Source organism: Pseudomonas sp. CG7, from assembly GCF_023701885.1.
In the GTDB taxonomy this organism is placed as follows: Bacteria; Pseudomonadota; Gammaproteobacteria; order Pseudomonadales; family Pseudomonadaceae; genus Aquipseudomonas; species Aquipseudomonas zanjanensis.
Genome location: NZ_JABAEE010000021.1, coordinates 41,057 through 58,647 on the forward strand (window position 1 = coordinate 41,057; position 17,591 = coordinate 58,647).

The window sequence follows — 17,591 nt, forward strand, 5'->3', positions numbered from 1 at the left end:
GATTGAGCCATGATTAAGATTCGCGCGCTGCGCCAGTTTTCGCACTATCACGCTGGGAACTTCGATCAGTTCGAGGAAAGGTCCGTATCGGATGAGATCGCTCAAGCCTTGGTAGGCATGGAGTTGGCTGAGGAGGTCGAGCCCCCGGCTAAGTCCGCAACCGAAGCACCCAAAAAAACAGGCGGTAGAAAATGAGCATCCCCGTCACCGATCTACTGCCGATCGCTTTGATGCGCAAGCATCTGCGCGTCGACCATGAAGACGATGACGACCTGATCGAGCTCTACGCTGAGTCCGCCCTGGCTTGGGCGCTATGGTATTGCGACAACCCTGCACTTAAGTTGGTGACGGACTTCCCGGCTTCCTTCAAATCAGCGCTTTTGCTGCTGCTGGGGGAGTCCTACGCGAATCGTGAAGCGGTTGCGGTCGGCACCACTGCCGCTGCACTTCATCCGGCCGTTGATTCGCTTCTGTGGGCTTCAAGGAACTGGCGTGGCGTGCTAGATCCTGAGCCCGAGGAGATACCATGAGAGCTGGCAATCTGCGTCATCGAGTCGAACTGCAACGTGCGGTGTTCACGCAGGAACCGGTGAGTGGTGAAATGATCCCAAGCTGGGACCTCGTCGCCGAAGTCTATGCATCGATTGAAGCGCTGTCAGCTCGTGACTTCATTGCTGCTGCCGCAGCTCAGTCGAAAATAACAGCCAGGGTTGTTATTCGGCATCGAACTGATGTCGATGCGACCATGAGGATTCTTCATCGCACCAAAATTTACAAAATTGAAGGGGTTTTGGCAGATCCCAAAAGCGGGCTCGACTATCTGACGCTGCCCTGCAGTGAAGGGGTGAACGATGGCTGATAGCGTGGAGTTCAGCATCACCGGTTTAGATTCTTTGCTCGGCAAGCTCGAAGCGATCACTTATGACCTCAAGCGCAAAGGTGGTCGATCAGCTTTACGCAAGGCCGCGCAATTGGTCGCCAATAAGGCAAAGGAGGCCGCCGAGAAGTTGGACGACTCGGCTACAGGCAGGTCTATCGCTAAAAATATTGCTCTTCGCTGGAATGGCAGATTGTTCAAGCAAACCGGCGACCTGGGTTTTCGGGTCGGCGTTCTGCACGGCGCTGTGCTTCCCAAGAAAGGGGTCACGCCTGACCTATCAGTTAATGGGCCAACCCCTCACTGGAGACTTCTGGAGTTCGGTACCGAAAAAATGCAGGCCTCGCCATTTATGCGGAAGGCCCTCGCTGACAACATCAGCGCGGTAACCGACACATTCGTCACTGAGTACGAGAAAGCAATCGACCGAGCGATCAAGCGCGCAGCGAAGAAGGCGGGCCCATGAAGTACCCACCCATTTTCCAAGTGGCGGCGGCCGACCCGGCTGTGACCGCGCTGCTCGGTGTAAGCCCGACCCGGCTCTACCTGTTCGGGCTGGCGCCGGATAGCCCTCCCGGCACGTACTGCGTCTGGCAGGTCATCAACGGCTCGCCGGATAACTATCTGGCCGGGCGCCCGGACGTCGAGATCCACGCGCTACAGATCGATATCTACGCAGCTACAGCAGCTGAGGCTCGCGCCGCGGGACAGGCGCTGGAGTATGCCGTGGAACTGTCCGCCTCGGTCTCCAGCTACAACGGAGAGCACCGAGACACCGAAACAGGCCGATACCGCTACAGCTTCAGTGTGGACTGGATCGTCCGCCGATAACCCAACCCAGAAACCAGCCCGCCGAGTGCGGGTTTTTTTATGCCCGACATTTGGAGAACGCCATGTCGATCCTTTCCCAAGGAACCCAGATTTACGCACTCGTCCCGCCTGTTTCCGGCACTGGCCCCAAAACCGTGCTCGCCATCGAATGCGCAACCGCATTCAGCCCGGGCGGTTCGCCAGCGGACCAGATCGAGGACACTTGCCTGGAGGACAAAGACCGCAGCTACAAGAAAGGTCTCCGCACCCCTGGGCAGGCCTCGCTTACGGTCAACGCCGACCCGAACAACGCCAGCCACATTCGCCTGCACCAGCTTTCCGAAGCCGACGGCGACACCACCATCGATTGGGCTGTGGGTTGGTCTGACGGCACCGCCGCGCCGACGCTCGCGCCTGCTGGTGCCGTTGACGCTGTGTTGATCGCCAATGGCGGTACCGGCTACACGACCGCGCCTACCATCGCGTTGACCGGTGGCGGTGGTTCGGGTGCGACTGCTACCGCGACGATCGAGGGTGGATCCGTCACTGGCGTGACCATTACCAATCCGGGAACCGGTTACACCAGCTCGCCAAGCGTGGGCTTCACCGGTGGCGCCGGTACGGGGGCGGTGGCCACCGCAGAAATCAACACCACCGAAGGCTTCAATCTCCCAAACTCGCGGACCTGGTTCACATTTCGTGGCTACGTCTCCGACTTCCCGTTCGACTTCGCAGCCAACGCCGTGGTCAGTACCGCCGCCACCATCCAGCGTTCGGGCGGTTCCGCCTGGATCCGCAAGACCAGCGCTTAAGGGGGTTCGATGAAACTGACACTCGAAAGCCTTAAGTCGGTCGGCGCCTTCACCGGCCGACCGGTTGAGAAGGAAATCAAATGGTCGCAGGGCGATGAAGAGCTCACGGCCACCGTCTTCATCCGTCCGCTTGGCTATCAGGCAGCAATCAGCGATGTGACGGCTTTGAACGGAAAGCACGACAGCTTTGCCGGGCGCATAGCCGCAAGCGTGTGCGATGAAAACGGGGCTGCCGTTTTCGCCGTCGGCGATATCACCGGTGATGCAGATCCCCAGCGAGGGGCGCTGGACGGTCGCCTGACTGTGGCATTGTTGGCTGCAATCTATGAGGTCAACAACCTGGGAAAGACGACGAGCTCGACGGACTCGAAGAGCTCTGGCACGAGCTCGCCATCACCTTCGGTTGCACGGTCGCGGAAGCGCAAGAGCGGTTGAGCCTTAGGGAGTTCAACCGCTGGCTCAGGTACCGCAGGGAACGCGGTTCGCTGAACGTTGGGTTTAGGGTAGAAAGGAGCGTATCCATATTAACGTCTATCTACGCCAATCGGCACAGTAAGGATGGTGGATTCAAGCCGGCGGACTTCATCGCGCACGAACGGGATCGTGAGATCGCCCTGAATGAGGCGATGGAAGCGTGGTCATGACACTGATAAAGTGTTTCGATCAATCTTTCTAGGGCTGTGCGCATCTCACCTCTGATAGCGCACAGACTGCTCAGCCGACGAGATGGAGTTCAATATGAGAAAGATGTTGTTAGGGTTCGGTTTTTCATTATGTCTGTTGCCGTTTGCTGTTGAGGCTCAGAAGCTCGTCGATTATCCAGAGTGGCAGTATGCAAATGTACTCTATGAGGGGGTGTTCACTTGCAAACTCAAAAGCGACAATTCCAGAGCAGCGACTAATCTGGGCTCGGCGCATCAGGACAGGGCGCGCAGCGAGTATATGCAGTGCCATAAAGAATTTTCAGAAAAGGCGCAAGAGGGCCTTCCGAAAGCAGTGAAGGCCGCTCGCACAGAATCGGTTAAAACCGCGATAAAAGATCTTTACACGGCTTGGGGAGTCTACTTCGACAACCTTTCAGGGCCCGGGTCCGCTGTCGCTAAGAACAGCTACGAAACCGCTAGGAACAGGCTTAAAACGGAACTGATTGCGCAGTAACTAGCGAAATCCAAAAGCCGCCCGATGGGCGGCTTTTTTTTGGGCGGAGAAATGATGGCAAGTAAATCATTAGGGACCCTGACACTGGATCTCGTTGCCAAGCTTGGTGGTTTTACCGGGCCTCTCGACCAAGCTGGTCGCAGCGCAAAAAAGTGGCAGCAGGACACAGAGAAGAGCGCTAAAGCTGTGGGTGCTGCAATAGGCGCGGGTGCCGTTGCCGCCGCAGGCGCATTGGCAGCCTTAACCCTGAGCACCGTCAACGCCAGCGAGGAAATATCCAGATTTGCTGCCGTTTCCAATACCAGCACGACTGAATTTCAGAAGCTTGCCGCTGGAGCTGGCGCAGTTGGCATCAGCCAAGAGAAGCTGGCCGACATTTTCAAAGATGTGAACGACAAGGTTGGCGACTTTCTCAACACGGGGGGAGGTGAACTTAAGGACTTTTTCACAAGTGTCGCTCCTCTGGTGGGCGTTACAGCCGAGCAGTTCAGAAAGCTATCAGGTCCCGAGGCATTGCAGTTATACGTGTCGAGCTTGGAGAAAGCTGGAGCCAGCCAGGCGGATATGACGTTTTATCTGGAGGCCATAGCCAACGATGCAACATTATTGCTTCCGCTGATGAGGAACAACGCTGCAGGTTTCAAGGCCTTCGGGGACGCTGCAGCTGAAGCAGGCGCAGTCCTCGACGAGAAAACCATCAGGGCAGCCAAGGAAATGAGCGCGGCAACATGGCTCGCTGAGCAGTCCTTCGCCGGCCTAAAGAATCAGATCGTTAGTGCGCTACTGCCCACGCTGTCGAATTTCGCTACAGAGCTCAACGTTACCTCTGCCAATGGATTGCTTGGGGCTGAGGTGGCGAAAGATCTGGCTGAGAGTTTTAGCGGCTTGGCCAAATTTGCAATAGGAGCCGTTGCTGGTATTCAGTTGTTGGCGAAGGGCATCAAGACGCTATCGGATCTAGACGATGCGTCCATGAAAGATAGCTCCTATTGGGAGCGCTGGGTGCCGCCTGCGCGGATATTCCGCACGATTCAGAACTTCGACGGTGTCAAGCAGACCTTGGCGAACGCTGGGGTGCAGATGAATGATACCGCGCTGGGCTGGGCCGACCTCATGGCCTCGTTTGACAAGCCAGCGGGACAAGAGGGGACGGGGCGCGTCAAAGAGCTGGCTGACCTCCTAGAAAAGCTGCGCGCACCGCATGCGGGTACGCTCAAGGTAGTGAGCGCCGATCAACTTGCCGCCGCCAAGAAGGCAGCGCAGGACGTTGAGAATGCTGCAAAGAAAGTTAACGAGGCCTTTAAGGGGAGTGAAACTGATCTCCAACGGCAAATCGCGCTCATCAATACCTCTGCGGATGCTCAAAAGAAAGCGACTGAGGTCGACAAGCTTCGCTTCGAGATCGCATCAGGCAAGCTTGTCGGCATCAATGCCGACCAGCAGAAGCGCCTTCAAGGATTGGCCAAGGAACTGGATGCTCTCCAGAAACTAAAGCTTGCGAACGAAGAGGAAGCAAAATCTGCTGCATTCCTGGCAAGCCTGAAGGCAGCGAACGCCACGACAAAATCCGGTTTTGACATGGAGTTGGCTGGCGCAGGGATGGGCGATGAGGCCCGTGATCGGCTCCAGCAGGACCTGGCGATACAGCAGGACTACAACGACCAAATGGCCGACCTGCAGAAGCAGATGAACGCTGGGGATATCACGGCGGAGCTTTACGCAGCTGAGACCGGGATGCTCAAGGACGCCCTGACAGAGCGAATGGAGCTGCAGCACGAGTATTACGAAAGTCTTGATGCTGCCCAGTCCAACTGGATGGATGGTGTCAATGAGGCCTGGGCCAACTTCGCCGACGTGGCGACTGATCATTCGCAGATGGCAGCGGACATGACCTCGACAGCCCTGGGTAGTGCGAGCAGCAATCTGGGGACATTCTTTTCTGATGTCGCAACAGGTGCTGAGGATGCGGGGGACGCTCTCGGCGATATGATTGCCGGCTTCGGGAAGTCAATGGTCAACGCTCTTTCCGACATGGCTGCGCAATGGCTGGTGTACCAGGCGGTCCAGTTGATTGTTGGCAAGACCACACAAAGTGCCGCTGGCCTCGCTATGGTCGCGACCGCCCAGGCGACATCAGCTCAGGCTGCTCTGGCGGCCTATGCATCTACCGCTGCCATTCCTATCGTTGGTCCGGCGCTGGCCCCAGGGGCTGCTCTGGCTGCCCAGACTGCAACCATTCCAATGGTGGCGGCAGTATCAAGCGCCGCGCGCGCCGGTATGGCCCACGATGGCAGCGACGCGGTCCCAGAAACCGGCACTTGGCTCCTTGAAAAGGGTGAGCGGGTAACCACCGCCGAGACCAGTGCCAAGCTGGACCGCACACTTGAGAGGATCAATTCGGCAGATGGCATGGCTTCCAGCGGAAGTGCCTCGATCAGCATCAGCGCCCCGATCACGGTCCAGGCGCAGAAGGGCATGAGCGATAAGGAAGCCCAGCAACAGGGCGAATTAATGGGCCAGGCATTCACCGCCGAGGTTATCCGCATCATTCAAGGCGAGACGTTGCAAGGCGGCGTTCTCTGGAGGCGTGTGTGATGGCTGAAACCTTCACTTACTGCATCCGTGTTGGTGCGGACGGCGATATTTCCCAGCGGACCTGGGAGAACGAGTTTGGCGATGGATACACCCAGGCCGGCGGGATCGGGATCAACACGAAGTCGCAATCCTGGGATATCAGCGCCGTGGGCCGATTGGTTGCGGGCGATGATCTGCTGGGCATCCGTGATTTCCTCGATCGCCACGAGGGCTACAAGTCGTTTCTCTGGACGCCGCCTGGCGGATCCCAGGGCAGATACAGCGCCAACGGCTACAAGCTGACAGCCGGAGGCGCCGGAATTTTCACTTTGTCTGCCACCTTCAAACAGGTCTACAGGCCCTGATCCACCCCGACCACCAGCCCCGCCCCGTGCGGGGTTTGTTGTTTCTGGAGTCCCATGAATTACAACGCCGATATTCAAAAGCTCGAGCCTGGCAACCAGATCCGGCTGTTCGAGCTCGACGCCACCCGCCTGGGCGCCAACTTGTGGCGATTCCACGGCCACGCCCAGGAGGGCGACAGCATCTGGCAGGGGCAGCTGTATTCGCCACTCCAGATCACTGCGAAGGGATTCGACATCCGCGGCGAGGGTCGGCCGGCCTCGCCAACCCTGCAAATCGCCAACGCGCTGGGCGGTGTGCGGGGCGCGCGCACGGCGCTGTGCTTGCAGTTCCGCGACCTGGCGGGCGCCAAGTTCACCGTCATTGAAACGTTCCGGCACTACCTGGACGCTGCCAATTTCCCTGACGGCAACCCCACGGCCAGCAACCAGAGCCGGCGAAACCTCTGGTACATCGAGCAGAAGACGGAAGAGTCGTTCGACTCGCTGACCTTCTCGATGTCCAGCCCCACGGACATGGAAGGGCAGATGCTGCCCAGCCAGCAGATCACCAAGCTGTGCCGGTGGGCGTGTCGTGGCGGTTATCGCGGCGAGGCCTGTGCCTACACCGGCACCACTATGTTCACCAAAAAGAATGAGCCCACCGACAACCCGGCGCTGGACCAGTGCGGCGGGTGGTGGAGTAGCTGCAAGTTGCGCGGCAACACACGTCGGTTTGGCGGCTCCATGGGCGCAAGCCTGATCGCAAGTTCGAGGTAACCCATGCGTATCAACCAGAAGTTGCAGGACGAGATCCGCGCCCACGCCGCGCAAGCCTACCCGGCTGAAGCGTGCGGCCTGTTGGTGAAGACTGAAGCGGGCCGCCAATACGTGCCGTGCGCCAACCGGGCGAAGTCGGAGCGGGAATACTTCCAGATCGACGAGCGCGACCAGGCGGCGGCCGAAGATCTCGGCGAAGTGCTGGCGATCATCCATAGCCACCCAGACAAAGCGCCGACGCCGAGCATGGCCGACCGCGTGAGTTGTGAGCTGCACGAGTTGCCATGGGGCAGTGTTGGCTGGCCGGGCGGCGAGTTTGCTTGGGTCAAGCCCGCGGGCTTCCAGGCGCCGCTGTTGGGCCGGGATTTCTCCCATGGCCTGCTGGACTGCTGGGGCGCCTGCCGCGATTGGTACGCCCGCGAGGCTGGCCTGCAGCTACCGAACTTCGAACGTCAAGACCTGTGGTGGGAAGACGAAGGCGGCCCGAGCCTGTACGAGGACAACTTCAAGGCCACAGGCTTCTACCAGGTGGAGACGGCGCAACGTGGCGACATGCTGGTGCTCCAGGTGCCGACCCCGGGTCGGTCGTGTTTCCACCCGAACCATGCGGCGATCTACCTGGGCGATGACCCGTCACTGCACAGCGAGCCAGCGGCCGCTCTGGGCGGCTCGGGGCCGTTCATCTACCACCACATGCCCGGGCGCCTGGCCAGTCGCGAGGTATACGGCTGGTCCATGGCTAACCGGGTGAAATTGATCCTGCGCCATAAGGACTACCGCCCATGACGATGACGACCATCAAGCTGGGCGGCGTACTAGGTAAGCGCTTCGGCCGCCAGTACCGGCTGGACCTGCACGGCTTCCGGGATGCGATGAACGCGCTGTGTGTGATGAAGCCAGGCTTCGAGAAGTTCCTGCGCACCGCCGAAGAGCGTGGCCTGGTGTTCGCTGTCTTCATCGACGAGAGAAACATCGGCGAGCAAGAGCTGGACCTGAAAGGCGCGGGCGCCGAAGTCATCCGGATCATGCCCATCATCCAGGGCAGCAAGTCGGCGGGCATCTTCCAGACGATTCTGGGCGTAGCGCTGATCGTGGCCGGCCTCTTCACTGGCGGCACGACCACCGGCCTTGGCATGGGTTTGCTCGTCGCCGGCGCTGGCGTCGCGCTGGGCGGCGTGGTGCAGATGCTGTCACCAACCACGAAGGTCAACACGGCCGACAAGAACGAAGACGGCAACAACCCCAGCTACGGCTTTGGCTCGGCGGTGACAACCATTGCCCAAGGCAACCCCTACCCGTTGCTCTACGGGGAGCGGGAGATAGGCGGTGCCGTGGAGTCAGGGGGCATCTACACCCAGGACAACATCTGATTTTTCGGAAACACCCAACCCGCTTCGGCGGGTTTTTGCATTTTTGGAGGAGCGCATGGGCGCAGTTGCGAGAAAGACCAGGGCTGTCAGAGGGGCAAAGGGCGGCCAGTCGAAACCGAAGCAGCCAAGCATCGCGTCGAACAGCGTTCCGTCCCTGGCCACAGCCAGGCTCGTGTACATCTGGAGCTGGGGGCCCATCGTTGGCCCGGTTGACGGTCTGCGCTCCGTGCGGCTCGACGGCACACCCATCCAGGCCCAGGACGGCACGATCAACTACCCAGGCGTGAAATGGCAGTTCCGTTCCGGCGAGCTGAACCAGGAGCGCCTGGCGGGCGTCACCGAGTCGAGCAACGAAATTGCCGTTGGCCAGGAGTTGCGCACCACCACCCCGTGGCTGCACAGCATCAACAACTCCATGATCGATGCGGCACGGGTGCGCCTCAGTTGGCCCACGCTGCAACGTCAGGATGCCAGCGGCAACATCAACGGCGTCCGGATTGAATACGCCGTGGATGTTTCGACCGATAACGGGCCCTATGTCACGGTGCTGACATCGTTCGTCGACCGCAAGAACGTCACCAAATACGAGCGCTCCCATCGGATCGAGTTGCCCGACGGCAGCCAATGGACTTTGCGCGCTCGCCGCCTCACGCCGGAGGCTAACAGCTCTCTGGTGCAGGACAGCATGTTCGTCGAGGCGGTGGCCGAGCTGGTCGACAGCGACCAGGAGTACCCACTGACGTCGGTTGGCTGCATCGAGTACGACGCCCAGCAGTTCGGCGGCGATATCGCCAAGATCGCGGTGTTGATGCGCGGCCGCATCGTGCGCGTGCCGACCAACTACAACCCCGAGACCCGGACCTACGCCACCGCTGGCGCCGGTACCAGCGGCGGGATATGGGACGGCACCTTCAAAGAGGCCTACACCAATAACCCTGCCTGGGTCTTCTATGACCTAGTGCTGCACCCATATTACGGCTTGGGCGAGCGTATCGACGCGACCATGGTGGATCGCTGGTCCCTTTACCGTATTGCGCAGTACTGCGACCAGATGGTCCCGGACGGCAAGGGCGGCCAGGAGCCGCGCTTCACCTGCAACCTTTATTTCCAGAAGCAGGCCGAGGCCTATGCCGTGCTCCAGGACCTGGCCTCGATCTTCCACGGGATGGCCTACTGGGACGGCAGCCAGATCGTCGTCAATGCCGATATGCCTGGCGATCCAGTTTTCAGCTATAGCCCATCGCAGATCCTCAACAACGGTGCCATCAAGTACGACGGCACGCGCTGGCGTGATCGCCACACCGTAGCGATGGTGTCCTGGGACAACCCTGACCAAGGCTTCGAAACCGACAAGGAGCCGGTGTTCGATAATGAGGCGCTGAGCGAGCTGGGTTCTGTGCGAGAACTGGGCGTCGAGGCGATCGGTTCTACCTCTCTGGGCCAGACCCAGCGCGCTGGTCAGTGGGCGCTGATGACCGAGCAACTGCAAACCCGGGGCGCTACGTTCCGGGTAGGCCTGGACGGCGGCATTCCAAAGCCCGGCCAGATCATTGCCGTTGGCGATCCAATGCTTGCCGGCCGGGCGAATGGTGGGCGTGTCTCGGCCGTCGCTGGCAAGGTCGTGACGCTCGACCGTGACGTTGTCATCCCGACCGGTGCGCGCCTCTACCTCAACCTGCCCAGCGGCAAGTCCGAGGCCCGTGTCATCAGCTCGGTGGCTGGCCGGGCCGTGACCGTGGCGGCGAACTACAGCGAGGTGCCCGAGCCAGAATGCGGTTGGGTGATCGACTTCGACGACCTGAAGGTCATGCAGTTCTACGTGCGCAACGTCACCCGGCCTGAGTGGCACCAGTACCAACTGGAGGTGATCCAGCACGAGCCGAGCAAATTCGACTTCATCGATAACGGTGCCGTGGTTGATCCCCGGCCGATCAGCGGCGTCCCGATCGGCACGCAGGACGCGCCTGCCCGGGTGCTGATCAGCCAGCACGTGGTCATTGAGCAGGGCATCGCCGTCACGGCCATGACCATTGCCTGGGATGCGGCGCCTGGTGCTGTGGGTGATGACGTCGAATGGCGGTGGGGCGCCCGGGAGTGGATCAAGGTCCCGCGCACGAGCGAACTGTTGGTGGACGTCCGTGGCATGTACTCCGGCCAGTACTTGGCCCGGGTGCGCGCGGTCAGTGCCATGAACGTCTCGTCGATCCCAACCTCGTCGGTGCTGTCCGACCTGGAGGGCAAGACCGGCCTGCCGCCGGCAGTAACCCACCTGACGGCGACCTCACTGCTGTTCGGCATCGGCCTCAAGTGGGGATTCCCTGCTGGCGCCGAGGACACCCAGCGGACAGAGGTCTGGTATGGCCCGACCAACGTCCTGGAGAACGCCACGAAGCTGGCCGACCTGGCGTATCCCCAGAGCGACTACAACCTGCAAAGCCTGCTGGCCGGGGCCTCGTTCTTCTTCTGGGCGCGCCTGGTGGACCGTACCGGGAACATCGGCCCATGGTATCCAGTCGGCAATGGTGTGTTGGGCCAGGCCAGCTCGAACGCTGGGCCGATACTCGACCTGATCGCCGGGCAGATTGGCGAAACCGAGCTCAGCGAAGAGCTGTTGACCGAAATCGAGAAGATCCCAGGCCTCCAGGCCCAGATCGATGCGCTCGACGACATCCTGCTCTATGACCCTGCCAAGACCTATATCAAAAACGACATCGTTCGTCAGGGACAGCGGCTGTATCAGGCCAAGGGGCCTGTACCGATCAACACGGCGCCGCCAAACACCACCTACTGGCTCGATGTGGGGCAGTCGGTCGAGACGGCCAACGGCCTCGCGCAGCAGGTGGCCACCAATACCGCTGACATCACGGAGATCGACGGCGTTGTCACCGCCCAGGCCACGGCCTTCGAAGCGCTGAGGGCGTCGTACCGTGATGACAACGGGGAAGGAGAACTGGCCGACGCTATCAAGGGCTGGACCAGCACGGCGGCAATCGCCCAGGAAGCCAGCGTTAGCGCCTCGGAAAGGGAGGCGACAGCCCGCCGACTGGTGACCCTTGATGCTCAGATCGGCACGAACGCTGCAAACCTGACCACCCTGGAGGAGGTGGTATCGACGAACGAATCGGCCACCGCAACAAAGGTCGAGCAACTGTTTGCAACTGTCGGTTCGAACACCGCAGCCATTCAGCAGACATCGGAGGCCTATGCCGACACCAGCGGCAAGCTGAACACTATGTGGTCGGTGAAGATGCAGGTGAATGCGAACGGGCAGTATGTTTTCTCGCATATCGGTCTTGGTATTGAAAACGTCGGCGGAATTCTGCAAAGCCAGTTCCTGGTGAGCGCGGATCGTTTCGCCATCGTGAACACCTTAGCCGGCGGCGCCATCTCGGTTCCGTTCGCAGTCCAAGGTGGCCAGGTATTCATGAACTCGGCCTTTATCCAGGACGGCAGCATCACGATGCTGAAGATCGGGCAGTACCTGCAGTCGGACAACTATGTTGCCGGCTCGCAGGGCTGGCGGCTGGATAAGGCCGGAAATCTGGAGGTCAACGGCCCAGCACCTGGTGGCGGACGCCTGACCATGACCAACCGTGCGATCAAGGTCTATGACCAGAACGGCGTCAAACGTGTTCAGCTTGGAGATCTTTCAGCATGAGTTATGGGTTGGAGGCCTGGGATGAAAACAGCAACGCCACGCTCGATCCATCGTCGTTCACAATGCGTGTTGTATACAGCGGAATTGTGACTGGATCGAACGCTGCTACTTATCAAACCATATCAGTCCCAGGAATAACTCCAACGAACGGTGCCGCTTTTGTGGTGCCGATTGGTAACTATAACGTGAGTGTTGATATGCAACTTGAAACGGAGGTCATTGCCGATGCCGTTAGAGTTTATAGCTATATTCGAGGAAGACAGCAGTACAGCAACACCACAGGCTCAACCATGAGACTCATCGCCATAAGGTTCTCCTGATGTCATTCGGATTAGAGTTCACAAACGACAGTAATGTCGTAACTGTTGATTCTGAGTTTACGCGACTGGTTGTGTTGGCAAAGGGCACATATCAACCGACTCAAGAGTCTGGGCTGGGTTCGGTTACCTCGTTCCCAAGAACAATCACAAGCCAGGAGCCTCCCCTTGTCTTTGTCAGGCCTTCGGGAAGCAGTGGTATCGCCGGTCTTTGCTTGATGCGTGTTATAGGGTCGCCGGGGGCTTGGACTGGGTTCTACGTCCGAGCCTATAACGAGAATACTCTTCAGCCAAATGGTGCCTACTTTGCTTGTGGGTTTGCCGCTACAGCCTTGGCTGATTTTGGTATGCGACTGTGGGATGGAAGCTCAAAGCTGTTATTCGATAGCGGCACCCCGTACGCTAGGTTTACTCAGTCTTTCCAGAATTGGACCTATGTTAAAACGGATTACACGGATCAAGGCGTTCCTAGAAATTACTATCGAGTACCGTTCAACTTCCCTGCCGGGGAATACATGCTGATTAACAGCTTCAGCATGCCAATGCTAAATGATGGAGTTCAAAGTCGGGCTCTGTACTGCTGGTGGGATTTCTCCGGAGGAAATCTGTACGCGCTTACGGTAGGTCTTGCAAATCCATTCGCGTTCTTTCTCCCCGCCGTATTCGCAAAACTCTAAAGGATAACTTCCTATGCCCTGGTATAAAACGGGGACGGTTAACGTCACCCTGAATTCCAATGCCGTTACAGGTGTTGGTACCGCCTTTATTGCGAATTGCCGCGTCGGCGATGCCTTTCGCGGCCCTGATGGGCGGTGGTATGAAGTCACCAACGCCTCCAGCAACACGTCTCTCTCCATCTCCCCTGCGTACCTCGGCCCGACGGCATCCGGTGGGAGCTACGCCTTGGCGCCTATGCAAGGGTACGTCAAGGATTCTGCGGACGCGCTGAGGGACATCGTCAACACCTACGGCTCCCAGCTCGCCGCGCTAAAGACGACAGGCAATTACGACATCCTTCCGGTCAGCAAGGGAGGGACCGGCGGGGAGAATATCACCGATGCCCAGATCGGGCTGGGCCTGGTCCCCCAAACCAGTACCAGTGATTCCACTGTCGGTCGCTTAATGCTCAATGGCGCCCATGGCTGGGGCAGCGCCGTGACTTTGCCGGTTATGCCTACGCTGCTCGCGCACCTTCCATCGGGGCTGTATCGAGGAGTGGGCGGGACCACTGTCGGTGCCCCCTTCAGCACCGCGACCGGCTTTATGGCCTTTGCCAAACGCTACTCCACCACTGACACTTTCTATACGATCTTCGCGGCTTCGGTTGGTCGAATTTTCGAAGGGTGGTACACCACGGGCGCCGGTTCGATTGATTGGTTTGAGGTGTTCACGACCAAGAACTCCGTGGGCGCGGTATCGCAAACGGGTGGGATTCCTACAGGGGCGCTTCTTCAGCGGGGTACCACCACCACGGGAACGTTTTCTAAATATGCCTGCGGCACTCTAATTTGCTCGGGCTGGTCGACCACTGCGGTTACAACAACCACTTCTGCCGGTGGCGTTTTCATCGCGTCCGCCACCAGCAGCTTCACTTATCCGCACGCGTTCAGTTCGCCTCCGGTCTGCAGCGATGCTTCACGATTCCAAATGTCGGGAGGCCCCGCGGCTGGATCGAGTCGAGGCTGGGGCTCCGTCGGAGCTGTTAGCGCCTCGTCAGTCACACTCGTGGTGTACGGCCATGCGTCGAACTCGGCGATGTATCCGGGCTATTTGGCTCACGGGAGATGGTACGAATGAAGATTGAACTGATGCCGCAGGTCGGTAACGCACTGTTCACGGTGGTGAAAAGCGGCGACACGCTGATCATCAATGATGTGCGCTTTGATCTATCCCAAGTTGAGGATGGTGACACGTTGCCGCACGGATCCATCGATTCGATATGGTTCGCTGGTGATATAACCCGCCAGACCGGGGAGCTAAACATCAGCCTGCTATTTCCGATTCCGTCGAACTATAGCCAGGAACAGGCATTTCCAAATCCGTTGTGGAGCGTTGCCGATGGCTTGGTGGTGTTCCCGCCTCCGAAGATGCCGGCCGGCGAGCTTTACGTTCCGCCCAAGCCCGATCTTGATGCTCAGATTGTGGAAGGCACAATCGATTGGACCAAGCTGGTTACCAGGGCCATGAAGGCCGCCGCGTTGTTGGATCAGCAGTTTGCCGAGGTCAAAGCTGAACTTGCCTCCAAGAGCGCCGCCGCAGTTGTACAAATCGCCCGCATCCAAGATCGCATCGACACTTTGGGATATGGGATCGAGATTGGCGAGGCGACACCTGAAGAGGAGGCAGAGCAGGCCGCGCTGGTTGCTCCGCTGAAAGCCTGGAAGGTCTACAAGTACGCCCTGGGCAAAGTGACCACGCAGCCCGGATGGTTTGAATCACCAGTATGGCCGGCCGAGCCGCCCGTCCCTGAAATCATAGCGGCGCCTATGTTGGTAACCGCTGATTCAATCTGCCCGTCACTGACCACCGCAACCCGCCATCGAGCGGGATTTTTTTGCCTGGAGAAAAGTTATGACCGCAACCGAGAAGGACCGCGACATCCTCGCGCGCACGCTGTGGGGCGAAGCCCGTGGCGAGAGTTTCGCCGGCCAGGTGGCCGTGGCCTGTGTTATCCGTAACCGTGTGAGCGACGGCAAGGCCCGGTCCTGGTGGGGCGAAGGCTACGCCGGAGTTTGCCTGAAGCCATACCAGTTCAGCTGCTGGAACAAGAACGACCCGAACTATCCCTACCTGAGCGGTGCCAAGCCGATCCCGCCGAAGCAGTTCGCCCAGGCGCAGCGTGCGGCCGACCTGGTGATCTCCGGCCAGGAGCCAGACATCACCAATGGCGCGACCCATTACTACGCGACCACGATGCCGAAGCCGCCAGCCTGGTCCAAGGACGCAACCCAGACCTTCCGCCTGGGCAACCACATCTTCTTCAAGGCCGTGCCATGAGCCCCGCCAGCCTGAAGCTGCTGATCGCCGGCATGGCCGTGGCGTTGATTCTGGCCATGAGCGCTACGTGGAAGGTGCAGGACTGGCGGTATAGCGGTCAGCTCGCCGATCAGACCAATGCGCACCTATCCGACCTTGCCAAGATCGGCAGCGCGGCCGCTGATCAGGTCCAGGCAGAGCAGGGCAAGCGGCTGGCCCTGGAGCAGCAGCTCGCCGCAGATGACCAAACCCACCACCGAGTGCTTACCGATGTCCAACGTAATCAAGATCGCCTGCGCGATCGCCTTGCCACTGCTGATTTGCGGCTGTCAGTCCTCCTCGCCGAGGATCCTGCCGGTTGCAATGGAGTGCCTGCCGCCACCGGCGCCGTCGGCGTGGTTCATGGAGCCCGTCGAGCCCAACTTGACCCAGCGCATGCTCAAAGAATTATCGCCATCACCGACACCGGCGACCGGGGGTTGATCGCGCTGCAGGCGTGCCAGGCCTACGCTAAAGAAGTGGGTCGGCGATAGGCCTGATCAGTTCGGGGCCTTGGTTGCGCACATTGCCGACGGCGCGGTCCACCTTGAACCACTCGAAGGCCTCGGCCGGCTCGCCCTGATGCAGGACTATTTGCTCTGCCCGCTCCTTTGGTGTGGCCGGATCCAGCCACTCGCGGGCCAGGTCCGGCGTCAGCACCACCGGACGGCGGTCGTGGATGTCGACCATGCCGCCCACGCTGTCGGCGGTGATGATCACAAAGCCGTCGTGCTCACCCGGCTCACGGCCACCAGCGGGGAACTGGCCGATGGACGCGCACAGGACAGGAGCCTGGTCTCGCCGACGGATCAAGTAGGGCTGCTTCTTGGGGCCGCCCTCATCGACCCACTCAAACCAGTTGTTGATAGGCGTGATTGCGCGGTTCGGCCAGATCGACCGGTAGAACGGTCCGTGGGCGACTTTCTCGACCCGGGCATTGATCGGCGCTGCCCGGTCTTTGGCCCAGGCCGGCCGCCAGCCCCAGCGCACCATATCGGCGTGTAGGACATCATCCTCCAAGTGGAAGAGGGCGAGCTGCTGCGACGGGGCGCCGTTGTACTTCTCCAGCGGCAGGTCGCCGGCGGAATTGACCAAAGCGTTGGGCATGCTCAGGGCCGCCACGAAGTCGTGGATGCCGGAGTACTGCGAGAGTCGTCCGCACATAGGCGCTATCAACCGATTGTGTTGGTAGTGGGCTCTGGCAATTTCCCACCCATGAACTCATTCAACTGCCTGTGATACTCAGAAATTAGCCGGTCCTTCGAGCAAAGCAAATAATTGGACGTCATGGTCAGGTCAGAGTTTTTCCGGCTCTCATCGTCGAGAGCGGAACTCACGGCCTTCAGCTCAGCACGGAGCCTGGCGCATTCTTTGGCCTCGGCCGCGTGCATTTCCACCAAGCCAAAAATGTCCTGGCGCGCCTTGCGTAGCTGGGTGGTCAGCTCCTGCACCTCGTTTTCCAGCATGTGACAGGAGTGCCTGTACATTTCCAGTGGTGTGGGGCAGCCCAGCCAATCGCTGGTGTCTTCGATTTCTAACGGGTCCATGACCATGCCTTGCTGATACTGTTTGGATATACAGTAATCGAGACGGCAGGATTCGAGCGATGGCGAGACGACGAGCTGTAGGATTTCGGGGGATGATCGGTCGGCAGAACGCCGGAGGCAGGGGGGACTACTGTAGGAATATCCAACGCTAAGTTGTTGATTCTTATAGGGTGATAAGACTGTTTTGAGTCACCCGATATGGGTGAACTTTCCTTTGTTTTTCATAGTGTTACACTTGCCTCACGGTCACCTTGACATGGTGGGGGTCGTTGGTTCGAGTCCAATCGCGCCTACCAAACAAAATCCGCTCTGCTGGGCGGTCTAGAAGGGCA

General features: G+C 59.5%; 22 protein-coding genes and 1 pseudogene. 21 read left to right on the forward strand and 2 right to left on the reverse strand.

Annotated features, from left to right (window positions below; genetic code table 11):
* Window positions 1-9 precede the first annotated feature (9 nt).
* From HGO40_RS11370 to HGO40_RS11465, 21 genes and pseudogenes are all read left to right on the forward strand, one after another.
* Complete coding sequence (locus HGO40_RS11370) at window positions 10-195, forward strand: hypothetical protein (RefSeq protein WP_250963064.1); 186 nt, start codon at window positions 10-12, stop codon at window positions 193-195.
* A complete protein-coding gene (locus HGO40_RS11375) occupies window positions 192-530 on the forward strand; it encodes a head-tail connector protein (protein ID WP_250963065.1) in 339 nt (112 codons plus the stop codon). The genes HGO40_RS11370 and HGO40_RS11375 overlap by 4 nt, the downstream gene beginning before the upstream one ends.
* Window positions 527-859, forward strand: coding sequence for a phage head closure protein (locus HGO40_RS11380; protein WP_250963066.1), 333 nt, complete (start codon window positions 527-529; stop codon window positions 857-859). Before HGO40_RS11375 ends, HGO40_RS11380 begins: the two co-directional genes overlap by 4 nt.
* Window positions 852-1,343, forward strand: a complete 492-nt coding sequence (locus tag HGO40_RS11385) for an HK97-gp10 family putative phage morphogenesis protein (protein WP_250963067.1) — start codon at window positions 852-854, stop codon at window positions 1,341-1,343. The genes HGO40_RS11380 and HGO40_RS11385 overlap by 8 nt, the downstream gene beginning before the upstream one ends.
* The gene (gene gp17 / locus HGO40_RS11390; protein ID WP_250963068.1) at window positions 1,340-1,708 is read left to right on the forward strand and encodes a tail completion protein gp17; all 369 of its coding nucleotides are present in this window, start codon (window positions 1,340-1,342) and stop codon (window positions 1,706-1,708) included. The genes HGO40_RS11385 and gp17 overlap by 4 nt, the downstream gene beginning before the upstream one ends.
* 62 nt (window positions 1,709-1,770) lie before the next feature.
* Entirely contained in the window at window positions 1,771-2,499 is a 729-nt protein-coding gene (locus tag HGO40_RS30825) for a phage tail tube protein (RefSeq protein WP_250963069.1), read from the forward strand.
* Between the two features lie 9 nt (window positions 2,500-2,508).
* Window positions 2,509-2,934, forward strand: coding sequence for a phage tail assembly chaperone family protein, TAC (locus HGO40_RS11400; RefSeq protein WP_250963070.1), 426 nt, complete (start codon window positions 2,509-2,511; stop codon window positions 2,932-2,934).
* Window positions 2,931-3,143, forward strand: a complete 213-nt coding sequence (locus HGO40_RS30830) for a phage tail assembly protein T (RefSeq protein ID WP_502943266.1) — start codon at window positions 2,931-2,933, stop codon at window positions 3,141-3,143. The genes HGO40_RS11400 and HGO40_RS30830 overlap by 4 nt, the downstream gene beginning before the upstream one ends.
* A gap of 94 nt (window positions 3,144-3,237) precedes the next feature.
* Window positions 3,238-3,657 (forward strand): hypothetical protein, encoded by a 420-nt coding sequence (locus tag HGO40_RS11405; protein ID WP_250963071.1) that lies wholly within the window; start codon window positions 3,238-3,240, stop codon window positions 3,655-3,657.
* 24 nt (window positions 3,658-3,681) lie between these two features.
* A complete protein-coding gene (locus HGO40_RS11410; protein WP_250963072.1) occupies window positions 3,682-6,252 on the forward strand; it encodes a phage tail tape measure protein in 2,571 nt (856 codons plus the stop codon).
* Window positions 6,252-6,596 (forward strand): phage tail protein, encoded by a 345-nt coding sequence (locus HGO40_RS11415; RefSeq protein WP_250963073.1) that lies wholly within the window; start codon window positions 6,252-6,254, stop codon window positions 6,594-6,596. Before HGO40_RS11410 ends, HGO40_RS11415 begins: the two co-directional genes overlap by 1 nt.
* 54 nt (window positions 6,597-6,650) lie before the next feature.
* Window positions 6,651-7,352 carry a phage minor tail protein L gene (locus tag HGO40_RS11420; protein ID WP_250963074.1) on the forward strand — a complete coding sequence of 234 codons (702 nt, stop codon included), beginning with the start codon at window positions 6,651-6,653 and terminating at the stop codon, window positions 7,350-7,352.
* Window positions 7,353-7,355: 3 nt separating this feature from the next.
* On the forward strand, window positions 7,356-8,138 hold the full coding sequence (locus HGO40_RS11425) for a C40 family peptidase (RefSeq protein WP_250963075.1): 783 nt from the start codon (window positions 7,356-7,358) through the stop codon (window positions 8,136-8,138).
* Window positions 8,135-8,722: a tail assembly protein gene (locus tag HGO40_RS11430; protein WP_250963076.1), complete on the forward strand. Its 588-nt coding sequence runs from the start codon at window positions 8,135-8,137 to the stop codon at window positions 8,720-8,722. The genes HGO40_RS11425 and HGO40_RS11430 overlap by 4 nt, the downstream gene beginning before the upstream one ends.
* 55 nt (window positions 8,723-8,777) lie before the next feature.
* Complete coding sequence (locus HGO40_RS11435; protein WP_250963077.1) at window positions 8,778-12,380, forward strand: TipJ family phage tail tip protein; 3,603 nt, start codon at window positions 8,778-8,780, stop codon at window positions 12,378-12,380.
* A complete protein-coding gene (locus HGO40_RS11440) occupies window positions 12,377-12,700 on the forward strand; it encodes a hypothetical protein (RefSeq protein WP_250963078.1) in 324 nt (107 codons plus the stop codon). The genes HGO40_RS11435 and HGO40_RS11440 overlap by 4 nt, the downstream gene beginning before the upstream one ends.
* Complete coding sequence (locus HGO40_RS11445; RefSeq protein WP_250963079.1) at window positions 12,700-13,374, forward strand: hypothetical protein; 675 nt, start codon at window positions 12,700-12,702, stop codon at window positions 13,372-13,374. The genes HGO40_RS11440 and HGO40_RS11445 overlap by 1 nt, the downstream gene beginning before the upstream one ends.
* Before the next feature lie 13 nt (window positions 13,375-13,387).
* The gene (locus HGO40_RS11450) at window positions 13,388-14,494 is read left to right on the forward strand and encodes a hypothetical protein (RefSeq protein ID WP_250963080.1); all 1,107 of its coding nucleotides are present in this window, start codon (window positions 13,388-13,390) and stop codon (window positions 14,492-14,494) included.
* A gap of 386 nt (window positions 14,495-14,880) precedes the next feature.
* Window positions 14,881-15,192: pseudogene (locus HGO40_RS11455) on the forward strand (phage tail protein); the annotation flags it as partial.
* A gap of 76 nt (window positions 15,193-15,268) precedes the next feature.
* Window positions 15,269-15,694, forward strand: a complete 426-nt coding sequence (locus HGO40_RS11460; RefSeq protein ID WP_250963081.1) for a cell wall hydrolase — start codon at window positions 15,269-15,271, stop codon at window positions 15,692-15,694.
* Window positions 15,691-16,206, forward strand: a complete 516-nt coding sequence (locus HGO40_RS11465; protein WP_250963082.1) for a lysis system spanin subunit — start codon at window positions 15,691-15,693, stop codon at window positions 16,204-16,206. Before HGO40_RS11460 ends, HGO40_RS11465 begins: the two co-directional genes overlap by 4 nt.
* On the opposite strand, the gene HGO40_RS11470 is transcribed toward HGO40_RS11465, so the two are convergent.
* The gene (locus tag HGO40_RS11470) at window positions 16,184-16,876 is read right to left on the reverse strand and encodes an SOS response-associated peptidase family protein (protein WP_250963083.1); all 693 of its coding nucleotides are present in this window, start codon (window positions 16,874-16,876) and stop codon (window positions 16,184-16,186) included. The genes HGO40_RS11465 and HGO40_RS11470 overlap by 23 nt on opposite strands.
* A gap of 8 nt (window positions 16,877-16,884) precedes the next feature.
* Window positions 16,885-17,259: a hypothetical protein gene (locus tag HGO40_RS11475; protein ID WP_250963084.1), complete on the reverse strand. Its 375-nt coding sequence runs from the start codon at window positions 17,257-17,259 to the stop codon at window positions 16,885-16,887.
* Between the last annotated feature and the right edge of the window lie 332 nt (window positions 17,260-17,591).

What these genes read in the sequence shown, in the direction of transcription:
- HGO40_RS11370 (WP_250963064.1), top strand. Translation starts at nt 10, where the DNA reads ATGATTAAGATTCGCGCGCTGCGCCAGTTTTCGCACTATCACGCTGGG.
- HGO40_RS11375 (WP_250963065.1), top strand. Translation starts at nt 192, where the DNA reads ATGAGCATCCCCGTCACCGATCTACTGCCGATCGCTTTGATGCGCAAG.
- HGO40_RS11380 (WP_250963066.1), top strand. Translation starts at nt 527, where the DNA reads ATGAGAGCTGGCAATCTGCGTCATCGAGTCGAACTGCAACGTGCGGTG.
- HGO40_RS11385 (WP_250963067.1), top strand. Translation starts at nt 852, where the DNA reads ATGGCTGATAGCGTGGAGTTCAGCATCACCGGTTTAGATTCTTTGCTC.
- gp17 (WP_250963068.1), top strand. Translation starts at nt 1,340, where the DNA reads ATGAAGTACCCACCCATTTTCCAAGTGGCGGCGGCCGACCCGGCTGTG.
- HGO40_RS30825 (WP_250963069.1), top strand. Translation starts at nt 1,771, where the DNA reads ATGTCGATCCTTTCCCAAGGAACCCAGATTTACGCACTCGTCCCGCCT.
- HGO40_RS11400 (WP_250963070.1), top strand. Translation starts at nt 2,509, where the DNA reads ATGAAACTGACACTCGAAAGCCTTAAGTCGGTCGGCGCCTTCACCGGC.
- HGO40_RS11405 (WP_250963071.1), top strand. Translation starts at nt 3,238, where the DNA reads ATGAGAAAGATGTTGTTAGGGTTCGGTTTTTCATTATGTCTGTTGCCG.
- HGO40_RS11410 (WP_250963072.1), top strand. Translation starts at nt 3,682, where the DNA reads ATGGGCGGCTTTTTTTTGGGCGGAGAAATGATGGCAAGTAAATCATTA.
- HGO40_RS11415 (WP_250963073.1), top strand. Translation starts at nt 6,252, where the DNA reads ATGGCTGAAACCTTCACTTACTGCATCCGTGTTGGTGCGGACGGCGAT.
- HGO40_RS11420 (WP_250963074.1), top strand. Translation starts at nt 6,651, where the DNA reads ATGAATTACAACGCCGATATTCAAAAGCTCGAGCCTGGCAACCAGATC.
- HGO40_RS11425 (WP_250963075.1), top strand. Translation starts at nt 7,356, where the DNA reads ATGCGTATCAACCAGAAGTTGCAGGACGAGATCCGCGCCCACGCCGCG.
- HGO40_RS11430 (WP_250963076.1), top strand. Translation starts at nt 8,135, where the DNA reads ATGACGATGACGACCATCAAGCTGGGCGGCGTACTAGGTAAGCGCTTC.
- HGO40_RS11435 (WP_250963077.1), top strand. Translation starts at nt 8,778, where the DNA reads ATGGGCGCAGTTGCGAGAAAGACCAGGGCTGTCAGAGGGGCAAAGGGC.
- HGO40_RS11440 (WP_250963078.1), top strand. Translation starts at nt 12,377, where the DNA reads ATGAGTTATGGGTTGGAGGCCTGGGATGAAAACAGCAACGCCACGCTC.
- HGO40_RS11445 (WP_250963079.1), top strand. Translation starts at nt 12,700, where the DNA reads ATGTCATTCGGATTAGAGTTCACAAACGACAGTAATGTCGTAACTGTT.
- HGO40_RS11450 (WP_250963080.1), top strand. Translation starts at nt 13,388, where the DNA reads ATGCCCTGGTATAAAACGGGGACGGTTAACGTCACCCTGAATTCCAAT.
- HGO40_RS11460 (WP_250963081.1), top strand. Translation starts at nt 15,269, where the DNA reads ATGACCGCAACCGAGAAGGACCGCGACATCCTCGCGCGCACGCTGTGG.
- HGO40_RS11465 (WP_250963082.1), top strand. Translation starts at nt 15,691, where the DNA reads ATGAGCCCCGCCAGCCTGAAGCTGCTGATCGCCGGCATGGCCGTGGCG.
- HGO40_RS11470 (WP_250963083.1), bottom strand. Translation starts at nt 16,876, where the DNA reads ATGTGCGGACGACTCTCGCAGTACTCCGGCATCCACGACTTCGTGGCG.
- HGO40_RS11475 (WP_250963084.1), bottom strand. Translation starts at nt 17,259, where the DNA reads ATGGACCCGTTAGAAATCGAAGACACCAGCGATTGGCTGGGCTGCCCC.